Annotated in this window: 16 protein-coding genes and 1 riboswitch; of the genes, 7 read left to right on the top strand and 9 right to left on the bottom strand. The window is 48.6% G+C overall.

All coding sequences use genetic code 11. From position 1 onward, the window contains the following. Window positions 1-42 precede the first annotated feature (42 nt). The 4 genes from ABGT74_RS08795 to ABGT74_RS08780 all read right to left on the bottom strand — a co-directional run bounded on the left by ABGT74_RS08795 (window position 43) and on the right by ABGT74_RS08780 (window position 5,615). Window positions 43-1,605 carry an oligosaccharide flippase family protein gene (locus ABGT74_RS08795; protein WP_346705227.1) on the bottom strand — a complete coding sequence of 521 codons (1,563 nt, stop codon included), beginning with the start codon at window positions 1,603-1,605 and terminating at the stop codon, window positions 43-45. A gap of 93 nt (window positions 1,606-1,698) precedes the next feature. Then, window positions 1,699-2,841: a tRNA guanosine(34) transglycosylase Tgt gene (gene tgt, locus ABGT74_RS08790; RefSeq protein ID WP_346705226.1), complete on the bottom strand. Its 1,143-nt coding sequence runs from the start codon at window positions 2,839-2,841 to the stop codon at window positions 1,699-1,701. Between the two features lie 48 nt (window positions 2,842-2,889). Beyond that, a complete protein-coding gene (gene queA, locus ABGT74_RS08785; protein WP_346705237.1) occupies window positions 2,890-3,915 on the bottom strand; it encodes a tRNA preQ1(34) S-adenosylmethionine ribosyltransferase-isomerase QueA in 1,026 nt (341 codons plus the stop codon). Between the two features lie 62 nt (window positions 3,916-3,977). After that, complete coding sequence (locus tag ABGT74_RS08780; protein WP_346705225.1) at window positions 3,978-5,615, bottom strand: SpoIID/LytB domain-containing protein; 1,638 nt, start codon at window positions 5,613-5,615, stop codon at window positions 3,978-3,980. A 138-nt stretch (window positions 5,616-5,753) separates the two neighbouring features. Continuing rightward, window positions 5,754-5,936, top strand: a riboswitch (Lysine riboswitch). A gap of 135 nt (window positions 5,937-6,071) precedes the next feature. Between ABGT74_RS08780 and asd the strand changes: the two genes are divergently transcribed. Genes asd through dapB form a run of 3 tightly spaced genes read left to right on the top strand, consistent with a single transcriptional unit; the run spans window position 6,072 to window position 8,857 of the window. Beyond that, window positions 6,072-7,154, top strand: a complete 1,083-nt coding sequence (gene asd, locus ABGT74_RS08775; RefSeq protein ID WP_346705224.1) for an aspartate-semialdehyde dehydrogenase — start codon at window positions 6,072-6,074, stop codon at window positions 7,152-7,154. 14 nt (window positions 7,155-7,168) lie between these two features. Continuing rightward, the gene (dapA, locus tag ABGT74_RS08770; RefSeq protein WP_297282601.1) at window positions 7,169-8,059 is read left to right on the top strand and encodes a 4-hydroxy-tetrahydrodipicolinate synthase; all 891 of its coding nucleotides are present in this window, start codon (window positions 7,169-7,171) and stop codon (window positions 8,057-8,059) included. 30 nt (window positions 8,060-8,089) lie between these two features. Next, window positions 8,090-8,857, top strand: a complete 768-nt coding sequence (gene dapB, locus ABGT74_RS08765) for a 4-hydroxy-tetrahydrodipicolinate reductase (protein WP_297282600.1) — start codon at window positions 8,090-8,092, stop codon at window positions 8,855-8,857. A 57-nt stretch (window positions 8,858-8,914) separates the two neighbouring features. On the opposite strand, the gene ABGT74_RS08760 is transcribed toward dapB, so the two are convergent. Beyond that, window positions 8,915-9,937, bottom strand: a complete 1,023-nt coding sequence (locus ABGT74_RS08760; RefSeq protein ID WP_346705223.1) for a tyrosine recombinase XerC — start codon at window positions 9,935-9,937, stop codon at window positions 8,915-8,917. Window positions 9,938-10,069: 132 nt separating this feature from the next. Between ABGT74_RS08760 and ABGT74_RS08755 the strand changes: the two genes are divergently transcribed. Together ABGT74_RS08755 and ABGT74_RS08750 are read left to right on the top strand one after the other, a co-directional pair. Continuing rightward, the gene (locus ABGT74_RS08755; RefSeq protein WP_346705222.1) at window positions 10,070-10,594 is read left to right on the top strand and encodes an O-acetyl-ADP-ribose deacetylase; all 525 of its coding nucleotides are present in this window, start codon (window positions 10,070-10,072) and stop codon (window positions 10,592-10,594) included. Continuing rightward, window positions 10,587-11,585: a WYL domain-containing protein gene (locus ABGT74_RS08750; RefSeq protein ID WP_346705221.1), complete on the top strand. Its 999-nt coding sequence runs from the start codon at window positions 10,587-10,589 to the stop codon at window positions 11,583-11,585. Before ABGT74_RS08755 ends, ABGT74_RS08750 begins: the two co-directional genes overlap by 8 nt. A gap of 230 nt (window positions 11,586-11,815) precedes the next feature. Here the strand turns inward: ABGT74_RS08750 and ABGT74_RS08745 are convergent, their stop codons facing one another. Genes ABGT74_RS08745 through metF form a run of 3 tightly spaced genes read right to left on the bottom strand, consistent with a single transcriptional unit; the run spans window position 11,816 to window position 15,695 of the window. Next, window positions 11,816-14,188 (bottom strand): homocysteine S-methyltransferase family protein, encoded by a 2,373-nt coding sequence (locus tag ABGT74_RS08745; RefSeq protein WP_346705220.1) that lies wholly within the window; start codon window positions 14,186-14,188, stop codon window positions 11,816-11,818. 2 nt (window positions 14,189-14,190) lie between these two features. Further along, window positions 14,191-14,838 carry a vitamin B12 dependent-methionine synthase activation domain-containing protein gene (locus ABGT74_RS08740; RefSeq protein ID WP_297282595.1) on the bottom strand — a complete coding sequence of 216 codons (648 nt, stop codon included), beginning with the start codon at window positions 14,836-14,838 and terminating at the stop codon, window positions 14,191-14,193. Beyond that, window positions 14,835-15,695 (bottom strand): methylenetetrahydrofolate reductase [NAD(P)H], encoded by an 861-nt coding sequence (metF, locus tag ABGT74_RS08735; RefSeq protein ID WP_297282594.1) that lies wholly within the window; start codon window positions 15,693-15,695, stop codon window positions 14,835-14,837. The genes ABGT74_RS08740 and metF overlap by 4 nt, the downstream gene beginning before the upstream one ends. A 102-nt stretch (window positions 15,696-15,797) precedes the next feature. Here metF and ABGT74_RS08730 point away from each other — a divergent pair, with 102 nt between their 5' ends. Continuing rightward, complete coding sequence (locus ABGT74_RS08730; protein WP_346705219.1) at window positions 15,798-16,706, top strand: radical SAM protein; 909 nt, start codon at window positions 15,798-15,800, stop codon at window positions 16,704-16,706. Continuing rightward, window positions 16,703-17,485, top strand: a complete 783-nt coding sequence (gene thiD, locus ABGT74_RS08725; RefSeq protein WP_297282592.1) for a bifunctional hydroxymethylpyrimidine kinase/phosphomethylpyrimidine kinase — start codon at window positions 16,703-16,705, stop codon at window positions 17,483-17,485. The genes ABGT74_RS08730 and thiD overlap by 4 nt, the downstream gene beginning before the upstream one ends. Window positions 17,486-17,608: 123 nt before the next feature. Here thiD and ABGT74_RS08720 read toward each other — a convergent pair whose 3' ends face one another. Then, window positions 17,609-19,885, bottom strand: a complete 2,277-nt coding sequence (locus ABGT74_RS08720) for an S-layer homology domain-containing protein (RefSeq protein ID WP_346705218.1) — start codon at window positions 19,883-19,885, stop codon at window positions 17,609-17,611.

Genomic DNA, 19,885 nt, shown 5'->3' with positions numbered 1-19,885 from the left:
GTGTGTTTATCTTATCTGTTTCATACACATTTGTCAAGCTGTTTACCACATGTGCAAGCGCGGTAAATATGGTTTTTCGATTCGTTTGGATAAGTAATGCAGAAGCCGAATTCCCATCAGACGCAGCACAATGATGTAAAGAAGCCCAACACAAATCACTGTACACGCCAGCATGGTAATATCGGAAGAGCAAATCTGTGAAAATAGCTGATAAAAAATGCGCGTCCAGAAAAACAATGCTGTACCGCAAAAGAGCGGAACGCCGAAGCGTCGAAGCGGTTGCAGAGAAAAACCTACTTTTCGGTACAGAATGATAAAATTCAGGATAAATGCTATCAGTCCAGTCATCAACATGGCAATCAGATAGCCGTAGATCCCCAGCCAAGGCAACGCACACCATCGGTACATCAGAATTACCTGGCACAACTCCGCCCCTACCGAAACCACTACATTCCAATGCTGCAAGCCAATCGCATTGAGCAAGCTGCCGGATGCCATTTGATAATAGCAAATCACTGCGGTCGCTCCTAACAGTGAAACATAGGGTGCACTCAGCGATTGCCCGAAAAACAGCATACTAAGTTTTGGCGCAAGCGGAATCAAAACCGCTGTTGCCGGTACGGCAATCAGCCCTACTGTCGTGATAGCCCTACCTACCAATGCCTGCACCCGTTTGTTATTTTCTGTGGCTTGCGCGGCTGTCACCGCAGGCAGCAATGCTGTACAAACCGAACTGACCAACGCAATAGGCAAAAGCAATAACGGCATTGCCATGCCGGACAGAACACCCAACGCAGATAACGCCTGTTCGTAATTCATGCCGGCAACCATCAGCCGTTTCGGTAACAGAATCGATCCTGCTGAACTGATTGCATTGCCCAAAAGCGCCGATGCTGAAACCGGAAGTGCAATAAAGAAAAATTGACGCACAGTTTCATAATCCAGCCGCACATGATGAATACCCGGTGTCTTCCAATTTCGAAAGAGCAAACTCAAAAAAGCAGCGCTGAATACCTCGCTGACTACCATGCCAACAAAAATCAACATGGCAATGGTGCCGTAGTCATCGCCCTCATACTGATAAAGCAAAAACCATACCGTGGCAATGCGAATCAGTTGCTCGCAAACCTCGGAAGTCGCTGCATATTGCATCCGCTCCAAGCCAATAAACAGCGATTTAAAAATATTCTCTATACCAGTTAGTGCAAGACAAAGCATCATAAACGGAAAGGCGCGCGCGCAGCGGGCATCGCCCAAGATACCACCTGCGATCCAGTTGCCTCCCAACAGCAAACAAGCACCGCAGAACAAGCAGGCGGAAAAGAAAACCACAAATGCCAACCGCAGAACCATATTAATCTTACTTCGTTCTCCTCGTGCTTCGCTTGCTGCGCTCAAGCGGGAACACGCCATTGTGATGCCAGATAAGCAGCCCGCATTGCATACCAAGTAAACGGAATGCACTAACCGGTAAACACCAAGTCCTTCCGCGCCGGCATAATGACTAAGCAAGACACGATAGAGAAATCCCAGTACTTGCAGCACGATATTTCCACAGGCCAAAACGCCCGCCGCATATAGAATCGTTTTTTTCTGAATTCGCACGGCAAAACCCCATTTCAAAACAAAGTATGCCATGAACAGAAGAAATATGAATGCAAAAGCCGGACTCACATAAGGAATCCGGCTTATACCCTATTAAATTCGTTTGCTCATTTTCTCACTATATTCAGCACGGAAATCAGCAAACGTGCCGTTATCCAGCGCATCACGAATTTCCTGCATCAAATGATTATAGAACCAAAGGTTGTGCATTACCAGCAGCCGCTGCGACAGCATTTCTCCGCTCTTTAGCAGATGGCGAAGATAAGCGCGCGAAAACCTGCGGCAGGTCGGACACTGGCAGCCCTCCTCGATCGGGCGCTCATCCGTCTGATATTTGGCATTCATGATATTGAGAATGCCATTATGCGTAAATAAATGTCCATGCCGCGCATTTCTCGTCGGCATGACACAGTCGAAAAAGTCCACACCTCTGGCAACGCCTTCGATAATGTTGGAAGGCGTACCAACGCCCATCAAATAGCGCGGTTTATTTGCCGGTGCATACGGCAGCACAACATCCAGAATGTGATACATCACCTGTGTGCTCTCGCCAACCGCCAAGCCGCCAATCGCATAACCCGGCAAATCCAATTCCGCGATCTGTTGCATATGCTCAATACGCAAATCATCATAGGTTCCGCCTTGATTGATACCAAACAGCATTTGATGCGGATTGATCGTATCCGGTAAGCTATTCAGGCGATCCAATTCCGCTTTGCAGCGTCGAAGCCAACGCGTTGTGCGGTCAATTGAATTTTTCACATATTCTCGCGGCGCCGGATTTTCAATACACTCATCAAAGGCCATTGCAATATCCGAACCAAGATTGGATTGGATGCGCATGCTCTCTTCCGGCCCCATGAAAATCTTGCGACCATCCACATGCGAATGAAAGGTTACACCTTCCTCTTTTATCTTACGCAGTGTCGCAAGCGAAAACACCTGAAATCCGCCGGAATCCGTGAGCATCGGCCCATCCCAACGCATAAAGCGATGCAGCCCTCCCATTTGCTTTACGATCTGATCACCCGGGCGCACGTGCAAATGATACGTGTTTGACAACTCAATCTGACAGCCCAGTTCTTTCAGGTCAAACGCATCGACTGCACCCTTGATGGCACCAGCGGTTCCGACATTCTGGAACACTGGGGTCTGCACCGTACCGTGCGCGGTACAGAACACGCCTCTTCTGGCGTTTCCTTCGGTTTTTAACAACTCAAATGTTCCGATTTGCATAATTCCCTCTTTGTTTTGGCGTAACTCCATTCATCAGTTTTCCTTATCTTAAAAAATCATCATCGAATCGCCGAACGAGAAAAAGCGGTACTCTTCCTCAATTGCCTGCCGATATGCTTCCATAATCATTTCACGAGTGGCAAAGGCTGAAATCAGCATCATCAACGTGCTCTCAGGCAGATGGAAATTGGTGATCAAATGGTCCACCGCTTTAAAACGATACCCAGGATAGATAAAAATATCCGTCCAGCCCGATTGCGGCCGTACCGTTCCATTTTCATCTGCAATTGTTTCCAAGGTTCGGCAAGCCGTCGTCCCTACCGCCCAAATCTTTCCACCATTTTTTCGCGTGCTGTTGATCTGTTCAGCTGTTTGTTCATCCATGATATAGTATTCCGAGTGCATCACATGATCTGTAATTTCCTCTTCCTTGACCGGACGGAACGTGCCAAGACCCACATGCAGCGTGACAAATGCAAGCTTGACCCCTTTCTCACGCAGGTTTTCCAACAGTTCCGGCGTAAAATGCAGTCCTGCGGTCGGTGCAGCGGCAGAACCAGGCGTTTTAGAGTAAACCGTTTGATATCGTTCCGGATCGTCCAATTTTTCCTTGATATAAGGCGGCAAAGGCATGGTGCCAAGCTGATCCAGAATTTCCAAAAAGATTCCGTCATAATGAAAACGGATCAGCCGATTGCCGTCTGGCTGTACCGACTCCACCGTAGCAGTCAGCAATCCGTCCCCAAAAATCAATTCAACACCCTCACGTGTTTTTCGTCCTGGACGAGTCAGACACTCCCAGAGACCGTCCCCCTTGTCGGTCAACAACAAAACTTCTATCGGCGTTGTCTTACCGACAGCGTGCCCCATCAAACGCGCTGGAATAACACGGGAATTGTTGAACACCATGCAGTCCCCCGGCTGAACATACTCCAACATGTCTCGGAAATGTCGATGCGTCACCGAGCCATCTGCACGGTCCAGCACCAATAGTCTTGATGCATCCCGCTGCTCTAGCGGATGCTGTGCAATCAAGCGCTCCGGCAGATCAAAATAAAAATCGCTTTTTTTCATTGCAAAAGCATGGGCACCCATATTGAGCACCCATGCCATACGCCTCCTTTACGGCAGGTTAATCAACCGGCGATTGAAATGCCGGTATAATAGAATTTGAGAATTTCTTCATAGGTAAAGCCTTGCTGCGCCATCGCGTACGCACCCCACTGGCTCATACCAACGCTATGTCCCCAGCCGGTACCGGTAAAGGTATAGCTGACAGGTGGGACAGCAGGGGTTGTGGGTGTTTCCGGCACAACCGGGCCTTCCGGATCCTCTGAGGACGATGGAGCGGAATCAATGACGACCGTCTGCTTGTCCGAATCATAATCCACACCAAACCCTAACGCACTTCCTACATCACGCAACTTATAATAGTTATTGCCATTGACCAGATAGCCTGTCAGAGATATCGTTTTGCCATCCAGAACAATCGTTGCGCTTGACGGCATGCAGCTTTTGATCTGCGCAGACACCGAATCTGCCATCTCGCCGCCTACAGCCTGATACGCCGTGCCACTGATCAGTTCGATGCGGTTCGCATCCGAATCCCACGAAACATTAAACTGGCTGTCTGTACCATTCAATATGTAAGCGATATCACGCAGCTTGTAATAGTTATTATTTTCAATGTTGTATCCCTGAGGCGCGACCGATTTTCCATCCAAAGTCACCTTATGAGTGGACGGACTGATTTTCAGGCTTGCACTCTGCGGCAGCGCAGCAGAAGCTGATTTAGCCGCATTCGGCGTGATGGTATAGCGGATGCTATCCAATCCAAAAACAGTGCGTACGTTGTCGCGCTGAATCGTCACTGTTTTCCCATCCGTATCGGTCACCGTAACCTCGTTGACATTATCCGTGTCCGTGCGCTTCGTTACCTCAACATTGGCAATCGCACCAATCGAATAGCCGGCATTCACCAGTTTTTGGCGAACCTCATCAGCCGTCAGCGTAACACTCCAAGAGCTGTCATAGGTTTCATAAGGATCTTCCTTACCTTGCAAGTACGGATAATCGCCGCCCCAAACATTGGCCGCATCCTCCGTAGCGCCGCCGTCCGAAGAGAAGAAATAACCAATAACCAGTTCGCCGTTGTAAGTTAAATATTCGCCGCGCGTCGCGTCGACCGCTGCGTCCGAAGCAGCCGTAGCAAGATTGGTCCCAAGATACACCTGACAGTTTGTAGTATTACACAAATCATACCCAGCACTCGTATGCTTATGTGTACCCAGCGCAAAGGAGCGTGCACAAACAGCCTGTGCCTTCTGCGCTTCTGCCGGCCAATCTGCGCTAATCTCGTATGGCAGAACGCCCTTCACATAATCCTCCAGACCGACATAATTTATAACCGTAAGGTTATTGCCGGAGGCGCGACGATAGACAAAATCACCGTTCCATTTATAGCCCTTAAACCAAGTCAGCGCGCTATTCGGACGGATTGCGAGATGATCCGCTCCCTGTGCCGACGTGTACAGCACCTTCCCGGTTGCCGTATCGCTCACCTGAAAAGCATCATTCACCAGTTGAATGGTCAGCTGCGAAGAAGAAATCGATGTGCTGCCGGAAAATGTCGTCCCCTGCATCTGTCCGATGGTATATCCTGTGGGCTCTCCCGATACATTTTCCAGTTTGGGATCTGCAAAGCTACTTGCACCGTTGATCGTCAGTCCGACGCGCAGTATAACATTGGTGTCAACCGCAGATGCCGGAACCACACATAAGACTCCAAATGATATGATAATGCAAAGCAACAAGGAAACGATCCTTTTCATTGTTTCAACTCCTTCTAAATTTTTGTGCGTTCTATTGACAAATAAATTGCCTTACCTTACAATAAAAACGAAAAGTTTGTTTTCACAGATAGAGGCGCGGTTTTCATCAGTATCGTCTGGGAGGGTCCGTAAACCCGTTTAAGCAGCCGAGAAAGGGTCTTCCGCCGAAGCCAGTTCTTGTTGCGGCAAGGCTGTGCTGGACGTTCCGGAGAATATCCCTGCGTCTGTCATCAGCAGAAATGCCGGTGGAGAGCTATCCTGTTTAGAAAGCCGTGGCCCGTCCACTCTTTCTATTATAGTATAGATCATACCGGTTTTTCAACCGGTATTTTTCTTTGTTTCCCCCGAGTTGGGAAAAAATCAATTTGTTAGTAAATCTTTTGGAAGGATTTGATGAAAATGAATCACTACAAGGTAGGTATTGTGGGTGCAACTGGTATGGTTGGGCAGCGTTTTTCGCTGCTTTTGGAAAACCATCCCTGGTTTGAGGTGGTCGCACTCGCTGCTTCCGCACGCAACCGCGGTAAAACCTATGCCGAGGCCTGTGAGGGCCGCTGGAAGATGGCTGTTCCCATGCCAGAGAAGTATAAAGACATGGTGATTTACGACGCGACAGCCGATGCTGAGGAAATCGCATCCAAGGTTGACTTCATTTTCTGTGCAGTGGATATGAAAAAGGATGAGATCCGTGCACTTGAGGAAAAATATGCAAAGCTCGAATGCCCGGTTTGCTCCAATAACTCTGCGCACCGCATGACGCCCGATGTGCCCATGATTATTCCGGAAATCAATGCCGATCACGCAAAGATCATTCCGGCACAGCGCAAGCGTTTGGGTACCAAGCGTGGTTTTATCGCTGTCAAATCCAACTGCTCGATTCAAAGCTATGTCCCGGCGCTGTCCGCGCTGCTCGACTTTGAACCGACCGAGGTTGCCGTCTGCACCTATCAGGCAATTTCGGGCGCGGGCAAAACTTTTGAGACCTGGCCGGAGATGGTTGATAATGTCATCCCGTACATTGGCGGCGAAGAGGAAAAGAGCGAAAAAGAACCGATGAAGGTATGGGGCCATATCGACGGCGACCATATCGAACCCGCTACCTCTCCTGTTATTACATCCCAGTGTCTGCGTGTTGCCTGCTCTGATGGTCACATGGCGGCTGCATTCGTGAAGTTCAAGAACAAGCCGTCTAAGGAGAAAATGATTGCACGTTGGCGCAGCTATGAGGGCCGCGCACAGGAGCTCAAGCTCCCCTCTGCGCCCGAGCATTTCCTGACCTATTTTGAAGAGGATAATCGTCCGCAGACTAAGCTTGACCGTGATCTGGAGGGCGGTATGGGTGTTTCCATCGGCCGCCTGCGTGAAGATGTCCTGTATGACTACAAATTTGTCAGCCTGTCGCACAACACGCTGCGCGGCGCAGCCGGCGGTGCTGTCCTGATGGCAGAATTGCTTTGTGCTGAAGGCTATATGGACCGATAAAGGAGGCTGTTTCCATGAAGAATCCTATTTTCACCGGTGCCGGCGTTGCCATTATTACACCGTTCAAGGCTACCGGAGAGGTCAATTATGAAGAGTTTGGTCGTATCATTGATTATCAGATCGACCACGGCACAGATGCGATCATCGTTTGCGGAACCACCGGCGAATCCTCCACACTGCATGACAAAGAACACCGTGAAGCCGTTGCATGGTGCTGCGAATATGTCAACCACCGCATCCCTGTCGTTGCCGGTGTTGGTTCAAACGATACGGACTATGCCATTCAGCTGACCAAGTTTGCCAAGGAATGCGGCGCAGACGGCGGTCTTTCTGTCACCCCGTATTACAACAAAACCACGCAGCGAGGCCTGATCGCACACTATACTGCCATTGCAGACAGCTGCGATCTGCCGATTATCCTGTACAATGTTCCCAGCCGTACTGGTGTATGCTTCACCGCCGACACGCTGTATGAACTATCCAAGCACCCGAACATCAACGGCCTGAAGGCCGCGTCGGGCAACTTCAGCCTGATTGCTGCCGCTATGGCCAAGTGCGGCGATAATCTCAACGTATGGTCTGGCAATGACGACCAGATCGTTCCGCTCATGGCGCTTGGTGGTAAAGGTGTTATCTCAGTGCTTTCCAATGTCGCACCGCAGGAAACGCACGACCTGACGCAGCTTTGCTTTGAAAACCGTTATCCGGAGGCAGCAAAAATGCAGTTTGCGTATCATAATCTGATTGATGCACTGTTCTGCGAAGTCAATCCGATTCCGGTCAAAAAGGCAATGGAAATTCTCGGCTGGAATGTTGGCGCGCTGCGTCTCCCGCTGGTTGAGCCAACCGAAGAACATATCGCACTGATTCGTCAGGAATTGGCCGCAGCAGGCTGCAAAATCTGACCGTTATCCCCTAAAAGGAGTTTTAGAAAGATGTTGAAAATTGCACTTTCCGGCTGCAATGGCCGGATGGGCCGCGTCATCAGCGATATCGTAGCAAATAAAAAAGATATGGAAATCGTCGCTGGTTTTGATATCAACACCGAAAAACACGCCGATTTTCCGGTTTATGCCGACCCGTTCGAATTTCAGGGCGTATGCGATGTCATCATTGACTTTTCCAATGCGTCCAGTACAGAGCACTTGCTCTCCTATTGTGAGCAGCACAATACCCCCATCGTTATCTGTACAACCGGACACTCGCCGGAACAGCTTCAGAACATTCGGACGGCATCCGCAAAGTTCCCGATTTTCCGTTCCGGAAACATGTCGATTGGCATCAACCTGATGATGGAACTGCTCCGCAAATCCGCTTCGGTCCTTGGAGAAAATTTCGATGTGGAAATCATCGAAAAGCATCACAATCAGAAGTTGGATGCCCCCTCTGGCACCGCTCTAATGCTGGCAGACGCAGTAGCAGACGCCCTTCCCTATAAAGCAGAATATGTTTATGATCGCCACGAGCGCCGTGCAAAGCGTCCGGCTCACGAGATCGGCATTTCTGCGATCCGCGGCGGCACAATCGTTGGCGAGCACAGCGTACTGTTTTGTGGACGCGATGAAATCATCGAAGTCAAGCATACCGCACTTTCCCGCGAAGTGTTTGCAGTCGGTGCCGTGGATGCAGCTGCTTTTATGGCAAACTGCAAACAGCCCGGCATGTATGATATGAGTGATGTGATCGCATCTCACAACAACTGACAAACGAAAATAAGGCTGCACTGCCAAAGCAGTGCAGCCTTATTTCTATTTATTGCATTATTGCTTGCTATCCTGTGGTTTTACCGTAGCCAAGGGATTCTTGGCAGCTGCCTCGCGCAAGCTGCTATCTTCAATATGAGTATAAATCATTGTGGTATTGACACTGGTATGCCCCAAAATATTTTGTAACGTCCGGATATCCACGCCGTTTTGATACATGAGCGTCGCGGCGGTATGACGCAGCTTATGGGCGGAATACTTCTGCGTATCCAAACCTGCCTGCTCCAGATGCTTTTTAACCAGCCATTTTACAGTTTGGACATTAATGCGATTCCGGTTTCTGCTGATGAACAGCGCATTTTTGTCTCTCTCATGCGGGGTAAGGCGTTTCGGCAAATAGCGTTCCAAAGCCATCTTACAGGCATCATTCAGGTAAACCGTCCGCTCCTTATTACCCTTACCAAGTACCCGCACCGTATCTCCCTGAAAATCTGTCAAATTCAGCCCTACCAGCTCGGAAACCCGCAGACCGCAATTCAAAAATAGCGTCAGGATGCAATAATCCCTCTCAGCATATTCTCCCTGCACAGATTCGAGTAAATGTATGCTATCGTCCGTCGTTAAGTAGACCGGCAACGTTTTGCGAATCGTCGGAGATTCCAGATTGCTGACTGGATTATGTTCCAACACATGCCGCTTGTCCGTCAGATATCGAAAGAACGCCCGAATCGCAGAAACCTTCCGCGCTCGGGAAGTTCCGCTGAGTCCATACTCGGTAAATGCGCTGTTTTGCTGCGTGGGTCGCTCACCGGACATATATTCCAGATAATCGTACGCGTCCGACAGTGTCACCTGCTCTAAAAAATCAATATCGACATCATCAATCGGGATTTGATCGAGCGGCATATCTTGTGGGACTAACCCTTTATTATGTTTTAGAACCCGAAAAAACAACCGCAAATCCAGATAATACTCATGTGCTGTTTTCGCGGATTTTCCTTGAATCGTCGAGATGTAAGTCAAAAAATCCTTGAGCACACGCGGTGCGTCCGCAGCGTATTGTGACATTGGCTTTTCCATCACGCTGCCTCCTTTTGTGTCTTTATTCGTATTTTTATTATACCGTATCTGTATTTCTCCGTCAAACTTGCATTTTCTCTCGGTTGGACGTATAATGAGTCCAATAAACCACCCTGAAAGAAGGTTTGTCTGATGGAACGGCTTAAAATCACACAAGGCGATATCACCCAATCCCAAGTCGATGCAATTGTTAACGCGGCGAATACATCTCTGCTCGGCGGCGGCGGTGTAGATGGGGCGATTCATCGTGCTGCGGGACCGGAATTGCTGGCGGAATGCCGAACGCTTGGCGGCTGCCCCACAGGCGAAGCAAAAGCAACCAAAGCATACCGTCTCCCCTGTCGTTATGTCATCCACACACCGGGACCTATCTGGCATGGTGGTACAGCCGATGAAAATCGTCTGCTGGCATCCTGCTATCGCAATTGCCTTGCGCAGGCATCCGCATTGGGCTGCAAAACAGTTGCATTTCCGTCGATCAGCACCGGCGTATATCATTTTCCGGTGGCGCATGCCGCACGTATCGCTATTGATACCATACAAGCCTATCTGCAAACACATGATGAAATTACATGTGTAACCATGGTTTGTTTTGATGCCGCTACTTTGGCAGCGTATCAGCAAGCACTTGAGGAAACGGAGCCGAAGCATGCCTAAAAATCCAAACCAAAAACTGAAACTTCTCTATTTATATCAAATCTTACTGCAAAAAACAGATGAAGAACATAAAATGAGCATGGAAGAAATTCTGCAGACACTTGCTCGTTGTGGAGTGGAAGCCGAGCGAAAAAGCATTTATTCGGATATTGCTGCCCTACAGGATTTCGGTCTGGACGTCATGCTGCAGCGCGGCCCGGGAGGCGGCTATTACGTTGCCTCACGTGATTTTGAACTTCCAGAACTGAAACTGTTAGTGGATGCCATCCAGTGCTCCCGATTTATTACGCAAAAAAAATCTGATGAACTGATTCACAAGATAGAGTCCTTAACCAGTGAACCTCAAGCACGTATTTTACAACGTCAGGTTTACATTGCCGACCGCATCAAAACAATGAACGAAAGCATTTATTATAACATTGATGCGCTTCATACCGCCATATCAGCCGGTGTACAGATCACTTTTCAATATTTTGAATGGGCTCTCAATTTTGATGCAAAAGAGAAAATTCAAAAACGTTATCGTCATAACGGCGCTCGATATCAAGTCAGCCCTTGGGCACTGACTTGGGATGATGAAAACTACTATATGATCGCCTATGAACCGGTATCCGACTCAATCCGCCACTATCGTATCGATAAAATGGAGCACATCGTTTTGACCGAACTCCAACGACAAGGCCAGCAACTCTTCCGCGACCGATTTAATCCGGCTGACTATTCCCGCAAAGTGTTTGGCATGTTTTCCGGAGAAGAAAAAATTGTTCGTCTGCGATGCGAAAACCGTTTTATCGGTGTGCTGCGTGACCGATTTGGCGCAGAAATGATGATTCAGCCTTTGGAGGATGGATATTTTGCAGTCAATGTCACTGTTGCAGTCAGTCCGCAATTCTTCTCATGGGTGTTCGGTTTAGGCGGAGGCGTACAAATCTTAGAACCACCAGACGTGCGACAGCAGTTTCAGCAGCAATTAAAGCAGCTGATTGAATAAGTCCATCTTATGGTACTCCTTTTTTGATACACTTAGTGCATCAAAGGAAAGGAGAACCGCATATGAACTGCTCGATGGAATATGTAAACGGACATATTGAGGTATATGATGAAAACGGCGAGTTTCTGTTTTCCGCCGATAACAAGCAAGAAGCGCTCAGCGAGCTTGCTGCTGCCGCATAAACACCAACTATATAAGTAAGGCTGCGGGATTTCCCGCAGCCTTGTATTTTATGCTCCCAATACCTGATCGGCAAAGTGAACAGTTGCCATTGCATCCCGTGCATAGCAATCCGCACCAATAGAATCAGCATATTCCCGTGTCAACACCGCACCGCCGACAACAATCTTTGTATCCGGCTTTTCTGCACGCAGCAGTCGAATAGTCTGTTCCATGCTGACGACCGTTGTCGTCATCAAAGCACTCAACCCTACCAGTCGAACATTCTCCCGTTTGGCGGTATGCAAGATCAATGCAGGATCGACATCTTTTCCGAGGTCAATCACCTGATATCCATAGTTCTCCAGCAAGACCTTGACAATGTTCTTGCCGATATCGTGGATATCTCCCTTCACCGTTGCCAGAATAATCTTTCCACGGCTTTGCTGCGGCGCACCGCGCATGGCATCCTTAACCACTTCAAACGCAGCCTTTGCGGCTTCTGCGCTCATCAACAACTGCGGAAGGAAAATCGTTCCTTTTTCAAATCCTTTGCCGACGCGATCCAGTGCCGGAATCAACTCGGTATTGACGATTGCGAGCGGTTCGGTGTGTTCAAGCGCCTCACGTGTCGCTTGTGTAGCACGCTCGCTCAATCCTCGTTCAATGCTTTCTCCAAGCGTCATGGTCGTACCTATCGGCGTACTTTGCGGCGCCGCAGCAGGTTGATTACCATAGGCAGCAATGTAATCGCCGCATTGTGCATCCTGATCGGTCAGTGCCAAAAAGGCGCGATACGAGCGCATCATCACTTCTGCATTGGGATTGATGATGGCGCACGACAATCCATTCTGCAGCGCCATCGTGAAGAAATTTGCATTGATGATCTCACGCTGTGGCAAGCCAAAAGAAATATTGGATACACCCAAAATGGTGTGTCCGCCCAACTCATCCCGTATCCGGCGCAGCGTTTCCAATGTAACCAACGCCGATCTACTGTCTGATGAAATCGTCATTGCCAATCCGTCGATTACAATATCCTCGCGCGGAATACCATATGCAGCAGCCGTTTCATAAATCTTTCGGGCGATCTGCACCCGGCCCTCTGCCGTATCAGGGATACCGTTTTCATCCAATGCCAACCCGACAACTACGCCGCCGTATTTTTGCACCAACGGGAACACCGCACGCATGCTCTCCATCTTGCCGCTGACCGAGTTAATCATGGGTTTGCCGTTATACAACCGCATGCCGCGCTCCATCGCTTCTGTATTGGAGGTGTCAATTTGTAACGGCAATGCAAGCACACTTTGCAGTCGCGATACAACGGTTGCCATCATCTCCGGCTCATCGATCTCAGGTAGACCAACGTTTACGTCCAGAATATGCGCGCCACTGTCCTCTTGCGTCAAACCTTCAGACAGGATATATTCAATATTATTTTCCCGCAGCGCCGCTTTGAATTTACTCTTGCCCGTGGGATTGATGCGTTCACCGATAATCACCGGTTTTTTCCCAATCTCTACCGCCTGAGAAAAAGAGGAAACAACCGTACGGTGCTTCTGAATCACTGGCATCATGGGTTTGTTTTTGCAGCACTCAATCATGCGGCGAATATGATCCGGTGTTGTGCCACAACAGCCGCCCAGCACCTGCACCCCCATATCTGCAATTTCTGCCATAAGCTGTGCAAACGCATCCGCATCAATATCAAAAACCGTTTTCCCGTTTTCGCTGCGCGGCAGTCCTGCGTTTGGATTAACAATAATCGGCAGCGAACTGACCTGCGTCAAACGCTGCACAATCGGCTTCATCTGCTCCGGTCCCAGACCACAGTTTACACCCAGCGCATCGACACGCAGACCCTCCAGCATCGCTACCACCGAGTCCACCGTGCCGCCGGTCAGCATCTTGCCCTTCTCATCAAAGATCATCGTGGCGAAGACCGGAAGGTCACAGTTCTCCTTAGCCGCGAGCACAGCTGCTTTGGCTTCATAACTGTCGCTCATAGTCTCGATCAGAACCAGATCTGCCCCGGCTGCTGCGCCGATGCGTACAACCTCGCCAAATAATTCGACGGCGCGCTCAAAAGGCAAATCCCCCATCGGCTGCAGCAATCGACCCGTCGGTCCAATATCCAGCGCAATATAGGCATCACTTCGACCGGATAATGCCCGTGCCTTTTTAGCATGCAGAACGGCTGCTTCTACAATTTCCCGCAAATTATCCGGATATTTGAGCGCATTCGCGCCAAAGGTGTTGGTGTTGATGATATCGCTTCCAGCCTGCAAATAGCCGCAGTGCAGCGAAACAATCTCATCTGGATGTGTTAAGTTCCATGTTTCGGGTAATTCACCAGCTGCAAGACCATGTTCCTGCAAAATCGTTCCAGTGCCGCCGTCAAAGAACAGCCATTCCCGACCCAGCTTTTCTTTAATATTCATCTTTATCTCCTAAATGCACAATCGGTTTTTTCGCATTCCTCGCAGCCCTTTCGATGGCATGGCTGCGGTGAGTTGGACAAACCAATCACTGCTGTTACCGACTTGATCGGCACCAGCAAACAGCTCTCGGTAACCGTTAATCCTATTTTTTTGGGGGTGTCCAGCAGGCGACTGAAATCCCGCTGATGTTCGATTTGAAAATCACCGTAACCGGGACTGAATCGCGGTCGACAATACAGGCCCACACGCTCCGCTTCCTGACGCAATGTATCGTTGATCTCATCGCAATAGGCCTCGATCATAGCAGCAGCAATCGCCTGATAAATCACCGCATCGCTCATCCGCACCGCACTGGCACGGGAAATCAAGCGATCCACACCAATGCCCAAGGTCGCTGCCATCAAGTAAACGCTGGTGCAGCCCTTCAGTGTGCGGGATAAGTTTTTGCTATGAACGAAAATATCCGCCAGTTTTAGTGTCCCCTCTACCGGATGTTCCAGCGGAAATGCCTGAAAAACCGATTTTGGCGCCACCACATTCTGTAATTCCTCAGTGCATCGGTCAAGACTCTGCTGTACTGCTTCATCCGGCTGCACATGGTTCCGATATCCCAAGTACCGCAGCGCTTCGCTGCGATCAAATGCGATCACTTGAGGATCTCCGACAGACTAGCCTGAATGCCAGCTGCGACTTCCGGTTTGTTCATCGAATAAACATGAATGTGGTTAACGCCATTCGCAATCAAGTCAATAATCTGTTCAGTCGCATAAATCACGCCAGCCTGCTTCATTGCATCCGGGTTCTCACCAAACCGATCAACAATCGCCTTAAAGCGCTCCGGCAAATACGTTCCCGACATCGAAGTGATGCGCTTGATCTGCTTTACATTAGTCACTGGCATAATACCCGCAATGACCGGCACAGTGATCCCCTTTTCGCGAATTCGATACAGAAAATTATATAGAATATTATTGTCAAAGAACATTTGCGTGGTCAGGAATTCACATCCTGCCTCCACTTTCTCTTTCAGATGCAGGATATCCTCGGTTTTGTTCGCTGCTTCTACATGTCCTTCCGGATAACATGCACCGCCAACACAAAAATCACCCTGTGATTTAATATCGCGCACTAATTCCGCTGCATAGTGATAATCATTCTCCGGTGCACCGCCTGCTGGAATATCTCCACGCAGTGCCAGCACATTTTCAATGCCCTGCTGCTTGAACTTTTCCAGCATCGCAGATACGTGCTGCCGCGTAGAGGACACGCAAGTCAAATGCGTCAGCACCTGAACGCCATATTGCGCATGAAGATCCGATGCAATCTGCACGGTGTGCTCGCTGGTACCACCGCCCGCACCATAAGTAACGCTCATGAAGTCTGGATGCAATGCTGCAATTTCCTGCGTTGCGCGCGCGACCGACTCATAGCTGCTGCTGGTTTTTGGGGGAAACACTTCAAATGACAGCGTAACTTTATCTTGCTTTAAAATATCTGAAATCTTCATAGCGCATATCTCCTGTATTGCTTTTTCAAATAGTATATCACAAATCCTACCTTTATTTCCAGACTTAAATCCGCTATAATAAATTTGATTGGAGGGATATCATTGACGGATCTGCTGAAAAATTGCAAGCTATGCCCGCATGCATGCGGCGTAGACCGTACACAAGCACGCGGTCTTTGCGGCGCAAACGACCAGATTGAAGCTGCACGTGCTTCCCTTCATCAATGGGAGGAACCCCCAATTTCCGGCACAAACGGCTCCGGTACTGTGTTTTTCTCCCATTGCTCACTGGGATGTGTGTTCTGCCAAAATCGGCAAATCAGTCGCCGAGATGGTATTGGACAGACCTTGTCCGCTCAGCAACTAGCAGATACCTTTCTATCACTGGAGAAGAAAGGCGCACATAACATCAATCTTGTAACTGGTGCACATTATGTGCCGCAGATCATACAAGCGCTGTCACTCGCTAAAAGTCACGGACTGCATATTCCCATCGTATACAATTCCAGCGGCTATGAGCGTGTAGAGACGCTCCAGCTATTGGAAGGATACATTGATATCTATTTACCGGACTATAAGTATTACAGCAGCTATTATGCCTCCCGGTATTCTCATGTTGAAGATTATAGGGAAACTGCTGTGGAGTCCATTTCCGAGATGGTTCGTCAAACTGGCCTTCCGCAATTTGATGATGCCGGCATATTAACCCGCGGTACGATTATCCGACATCTAATGCTGCCAGGTCTTCGAAATGACACAGCACAGGTGCTGCGTGATATTGCGTCTAGGTTTGGAGATACCGTTTTAGTCAGCTTAATGCGACAGTATACACCGTTTGACATGCAAAGCTGGCCAGAGTTGAATCGCACCATAACAGAAGAAGAATATACCGATGCCTGCGAACTCTTTTGTTCCCTAGGTCTTGGCGGTTTCTTCCAACAAGCAGGCTCAATCGGTGAAAGCTTTATTCCCGCATTTGATGGATCAGGATTGGAGGTAAACAAATCATGAAAACCGTTCTTTCTATTGCCGGAACCGATCCGACCGGCGGCGCAGGCATTCAAGCTGATTTGAAAACGATAGAAGCACATGGGCTTTTCGGTATGAGTGTAATTACCGTCGTAATTGCGCAAAACACAACCGGTGTTTTCGGTATGCAGCCCGTCCCAGCTTCTTTAGTCGAACAGCAAATTGATTGTGTTTTCGATGATATACGGCCAGATGCCGTCAAATTGGGCATGCTGTATAATGCCGAGAATATCCGCATGACTGCGAAACGGCTGCGCGCCCACCATACACATAATATTGTGCTTGATCCGGTTATGATGTCTTCCAGCGGACATGATTTACTCCGTCCAGATGCTGCAAAAACTCTCATTGAAGAAATTTTCCCTCTCTGCACATTGATTACACCCAACTTAGCGGAGGCCTCAGCACTTTCCGGCTCATACATTTCCACAAAATCGCAAATGGAACAGGCAGCGAAAAAAATTGCATTGCAAACAGGCGGTTCCGTATTGATCAAAGGCGGTCACCTATCGGATTGTGCAGATGATCTGCTATACGCTGAGAATCAAATACATTGGCTCCCAGCCACTCGCATTCATAACCCCAATACCCATGGCACCGGCTGCACCCTTTCTTCCGCTATCGCCTGCGGATTGGCACAAGGCATTTCTCTAGTCGAGAGTGTAAAACGCGCAAAACGTTATCTCACCGCTTGCATCCAATATGGCCTTGATTTAGGGCATGGCTCCGGACCATTACAGCATAAAGTTAACTGGGAATAATCCCCTTTTACATATTTATTTCCTACACGAAAAAGTCCGGCAATAGCCGGACTTTTTACCTTATTTCATTTTAATAGTCAAACGCCGCAGAACCATTGGTTCTGCGGCGTCCTTCATTTTGCTTTAAGAAGCAAGAATCAAACGAATCTTGCCGCCTTCCTCTGCGGACTTATTCGCGTACAGTCGGAAAGAAGTATAATTGGATTTTGCATTCTGCAAAGAGATAAATTCACTCCGTCCAGAAATATACACACCAACATTATCAGCCAGCGCATAATACCCATTCTTTGTTCGTACACCAGCAGATCCATCAAACGCCGAAAGATCAACTGTATCAACCAAATCGAGTTTTTGTGTAGAAAGCGAAGTATTCACAACATTTTCACTTGTCGAATACCCGATCGGTATACCAACAGGAGTACTATTCAGCGATCCTGGCAGTGACAGCACACGATATGTTGCCTCTGTACCAGCAGTGCCATTCCAATATTTCAGCTTGACAAAATTGGTTTCTGAACCGTCATTTTCCTGCCTCTCACCAACAGCAATACCGTATATCCAGCTTTCGCCTGTAACATCACCAAGAACGATATTGGTCACGGTCCCCGCACTATCCGTCACGGTATAACGAATTTGTCCGGACTCTACCGTATCTGTTGTAATATCCGAAGCCTTGATTGCATTCAACGGTGCACCGGAAATCACTTCTTCATAAATCTTAACCTTTGGAGAAACCTTATAGTCACCCAACTTACTGTCTGCAATCGACCACGTACCCGGAATTTTTCCGCCAAGCGTTTTCATGCTTAAAGTAGCCTTACCATCAGACGATTGAGAAACAACAACTACACGGCCAAACATGCTGCCAAGTTCCTCTGCATCTACAGAAAGATCCTGCAGCGTTAAGCCGTTGAACAGTGCAACAGTTGCTGTAGCATTATCCTTCACATTGGTAACGATGCCCTTCATATCCGCACTTACGTCTTTTCTCGGATAAGCCGCCGCAACATTGCCTTCTGCATCAAATAACAGCGTAATATAATCATTCAACTTAAGATTTGCAAAAGTTTTTGCTGCTTGATCCGAAATTGAATATTTTTTACCATACATAGTAATCGATTGCGGATAACTGAATGTCGGTGTTCCGCTGATATATTGGCCGCTGATCTTCATATCCGAAACAAGCGCCTGCTTGTTTTCTGCATCCAACGTGACCACATCATACTTCTTCAGCTTTGTGCGATCAACTACAGTACCATTTTTGACGATTTGATATTCAGCCGGAATATTGATCGAACTTTCGACACCATAGACAAACGAATTACCAGCCGACGACGAAACGCGCGGCAGAACCGCCATCAATTCCAACGCACCATATTCGTTATAATAGCAATGTAAGGAGTCTCCCGCCTGAATACCAGACCACATTTCTGCAAACGTACCGAGCTTTCTGCCCTCTCTGGACACATACACGTTGGTATCGCGATTCAGATGCAGAGTTTGCTGCTCGGTCTGAATGCTATCAGCCGATACCTCGGTTACTGTATACGTTTCTACTTTATTATTATTAGGAATCACGCCCACAGCAACCTTATCGCCTTCTTTACCGACTACAATCGTACCGTACACGCCAATCAAGCTCTTATCCAATGTTCCTGCGGTTTTTCTCGGTGCTTCATTCAACGAGCCGCCTTCATAGAATACAGCTTCGTTATCTGCCAAAGAACTATCCGTTTCACTGGTTTCAAGCAGGATGCTGTCCTTAACCGTTGCGGAGGCCACACGGTCCAACAGGAGGCCGCCCTCATCCCCCTTCATTGGCGCACCCAAAGTATTCAGCAGCATAATCGCTGCATCAGATCGCTTGACCGCAGCCTTCGGATCGGATAACGAGACATCTTTGGTCAGACCAAGCGACTGCGCACGTGCAATATAATCAGCAGGCCAGAACGGGCCGATATCCGCTTCCGTATAACCCAGCATGCGAAGCAGCATCGTGCACACTTCACCATAATTTACAGTTTTATCCGGCCCAAATGTACCGTCCGCATAACCGCGGATAATGGCCTGATCTTTGAGCTCTGGATGCCGAACCGCAGCATTGATGTACGGTGCCGCCCAATGCGTATTTTTCACATCTGGGAAAATCGTATAGCTGCCATAAGCACTCACATCCGAAAAACCCAATGCCGTGACAGCCAGTTTGCAAAACTGAGCGCGTGTCAGCGAACTGCTTGGATCAAAGCGGTTATTCCCCACACCCTGCATAATGCCAAGCGCATCCAATACCGAAGCCGTCTGCGCTAATTTACTGTCTGAAATATCAGAAAAAGCCGCAGAAGCAGGAGAAAAAACAAATAGCAGAACCAGAACTAAGCTCACAAATTTTCTTTTCAACAT

The organism is uncultured Agathobaculum sp. (genome assembly GCF_963927765.1).
Taxonomy (GTDB): domain Bacteria; phylum Bacillota; class Clostridia; order Oscillospirales; family Butyricicoccaceae; genus Agathobaculum.
Note: the sequence above shows the minus strand (reverse complement) of the source record. Positions and strands in the feature narration are given on the sequence as shown.

Coding starts and splice junctions, on each gene's coding strand:
- tgt (WP_346705226.1), bottom strand. CDS start 2,841: ATGCAAATCGGAACATTTGAGTTGTTAAAAACCGAAGGAAACGCCAGA.
- queA (WP_346705237.1), bottom strand. CDS start 3,915: ATGAAAAAAAGCGATTTTTATTTTGATCTGCCGGAGCGCTTGATTGCA.
- asd (WP_346705224.1), top strand. CDS start 6,072: ATGAATCACTACAAGGTAGGTATTGTGGGTGCAACTGGTATGGTTGGG.
- dapA (WP_297282601.1), top strand. CDS start 7,169: ATGAAGAATCCTATTTTCACCGGTGCCGGCGTTGCCATTATTACACCG.
- dapB (WP_297282600.1), top strand. CDS start 8,090: ATGTTGAAAATTGCACTTTCCGGCTGCAATGGCCGGATGGGCCGCGTC.
- ABGT74_RS08760 (WP_346705223.1), bottom strand. CDS start 9,937: ATGGAAAAGCCAATGTCACAATACGCTGCGGACGCACCGCGTGTGCTC.
- ABGT74_RS08755 (WP_346705222.1), top strand. CDS start 10,070: ATGGAACGGCTTAAAATCACACAAGGCGATATCACCCAATCCCAAGTC.
- ABGT74_RS08750 (WP_346705221.1), top strand. CDS start 10,587: ATGCCTAAAAATCCAAACCAAAAACTGAAACTTCTCTATTTATATCAA.
- ABGT74_RS08745 (WP_346705220.1), bottom strand. CDS start 14,188: ATGAATATTAAAGAAAAGCTGGGTCGGGAATGGCTGTTCTTTGACGGC.
- metF (WP_297282594.1), bottom strand. CDS start 15,695: ATGAAGATTTCAGATATTTTAAAGCAAGATAAAGTTACGCTGTCATTT.
- thiD (WP_297282592.1), top strand. CDS start 16,703: ATGAAAACCGTTCTTTCTATTGCCGGAACCGATCCGACCGGCGGCGCA.
- ABGT74_RS08720 (WP_346705218.1), bottom strand. CDS start 19,885: ATGTTGAAAAGAAAATTTGTGAGCTTAGTTCTGGTTCTGCTATTTGTT.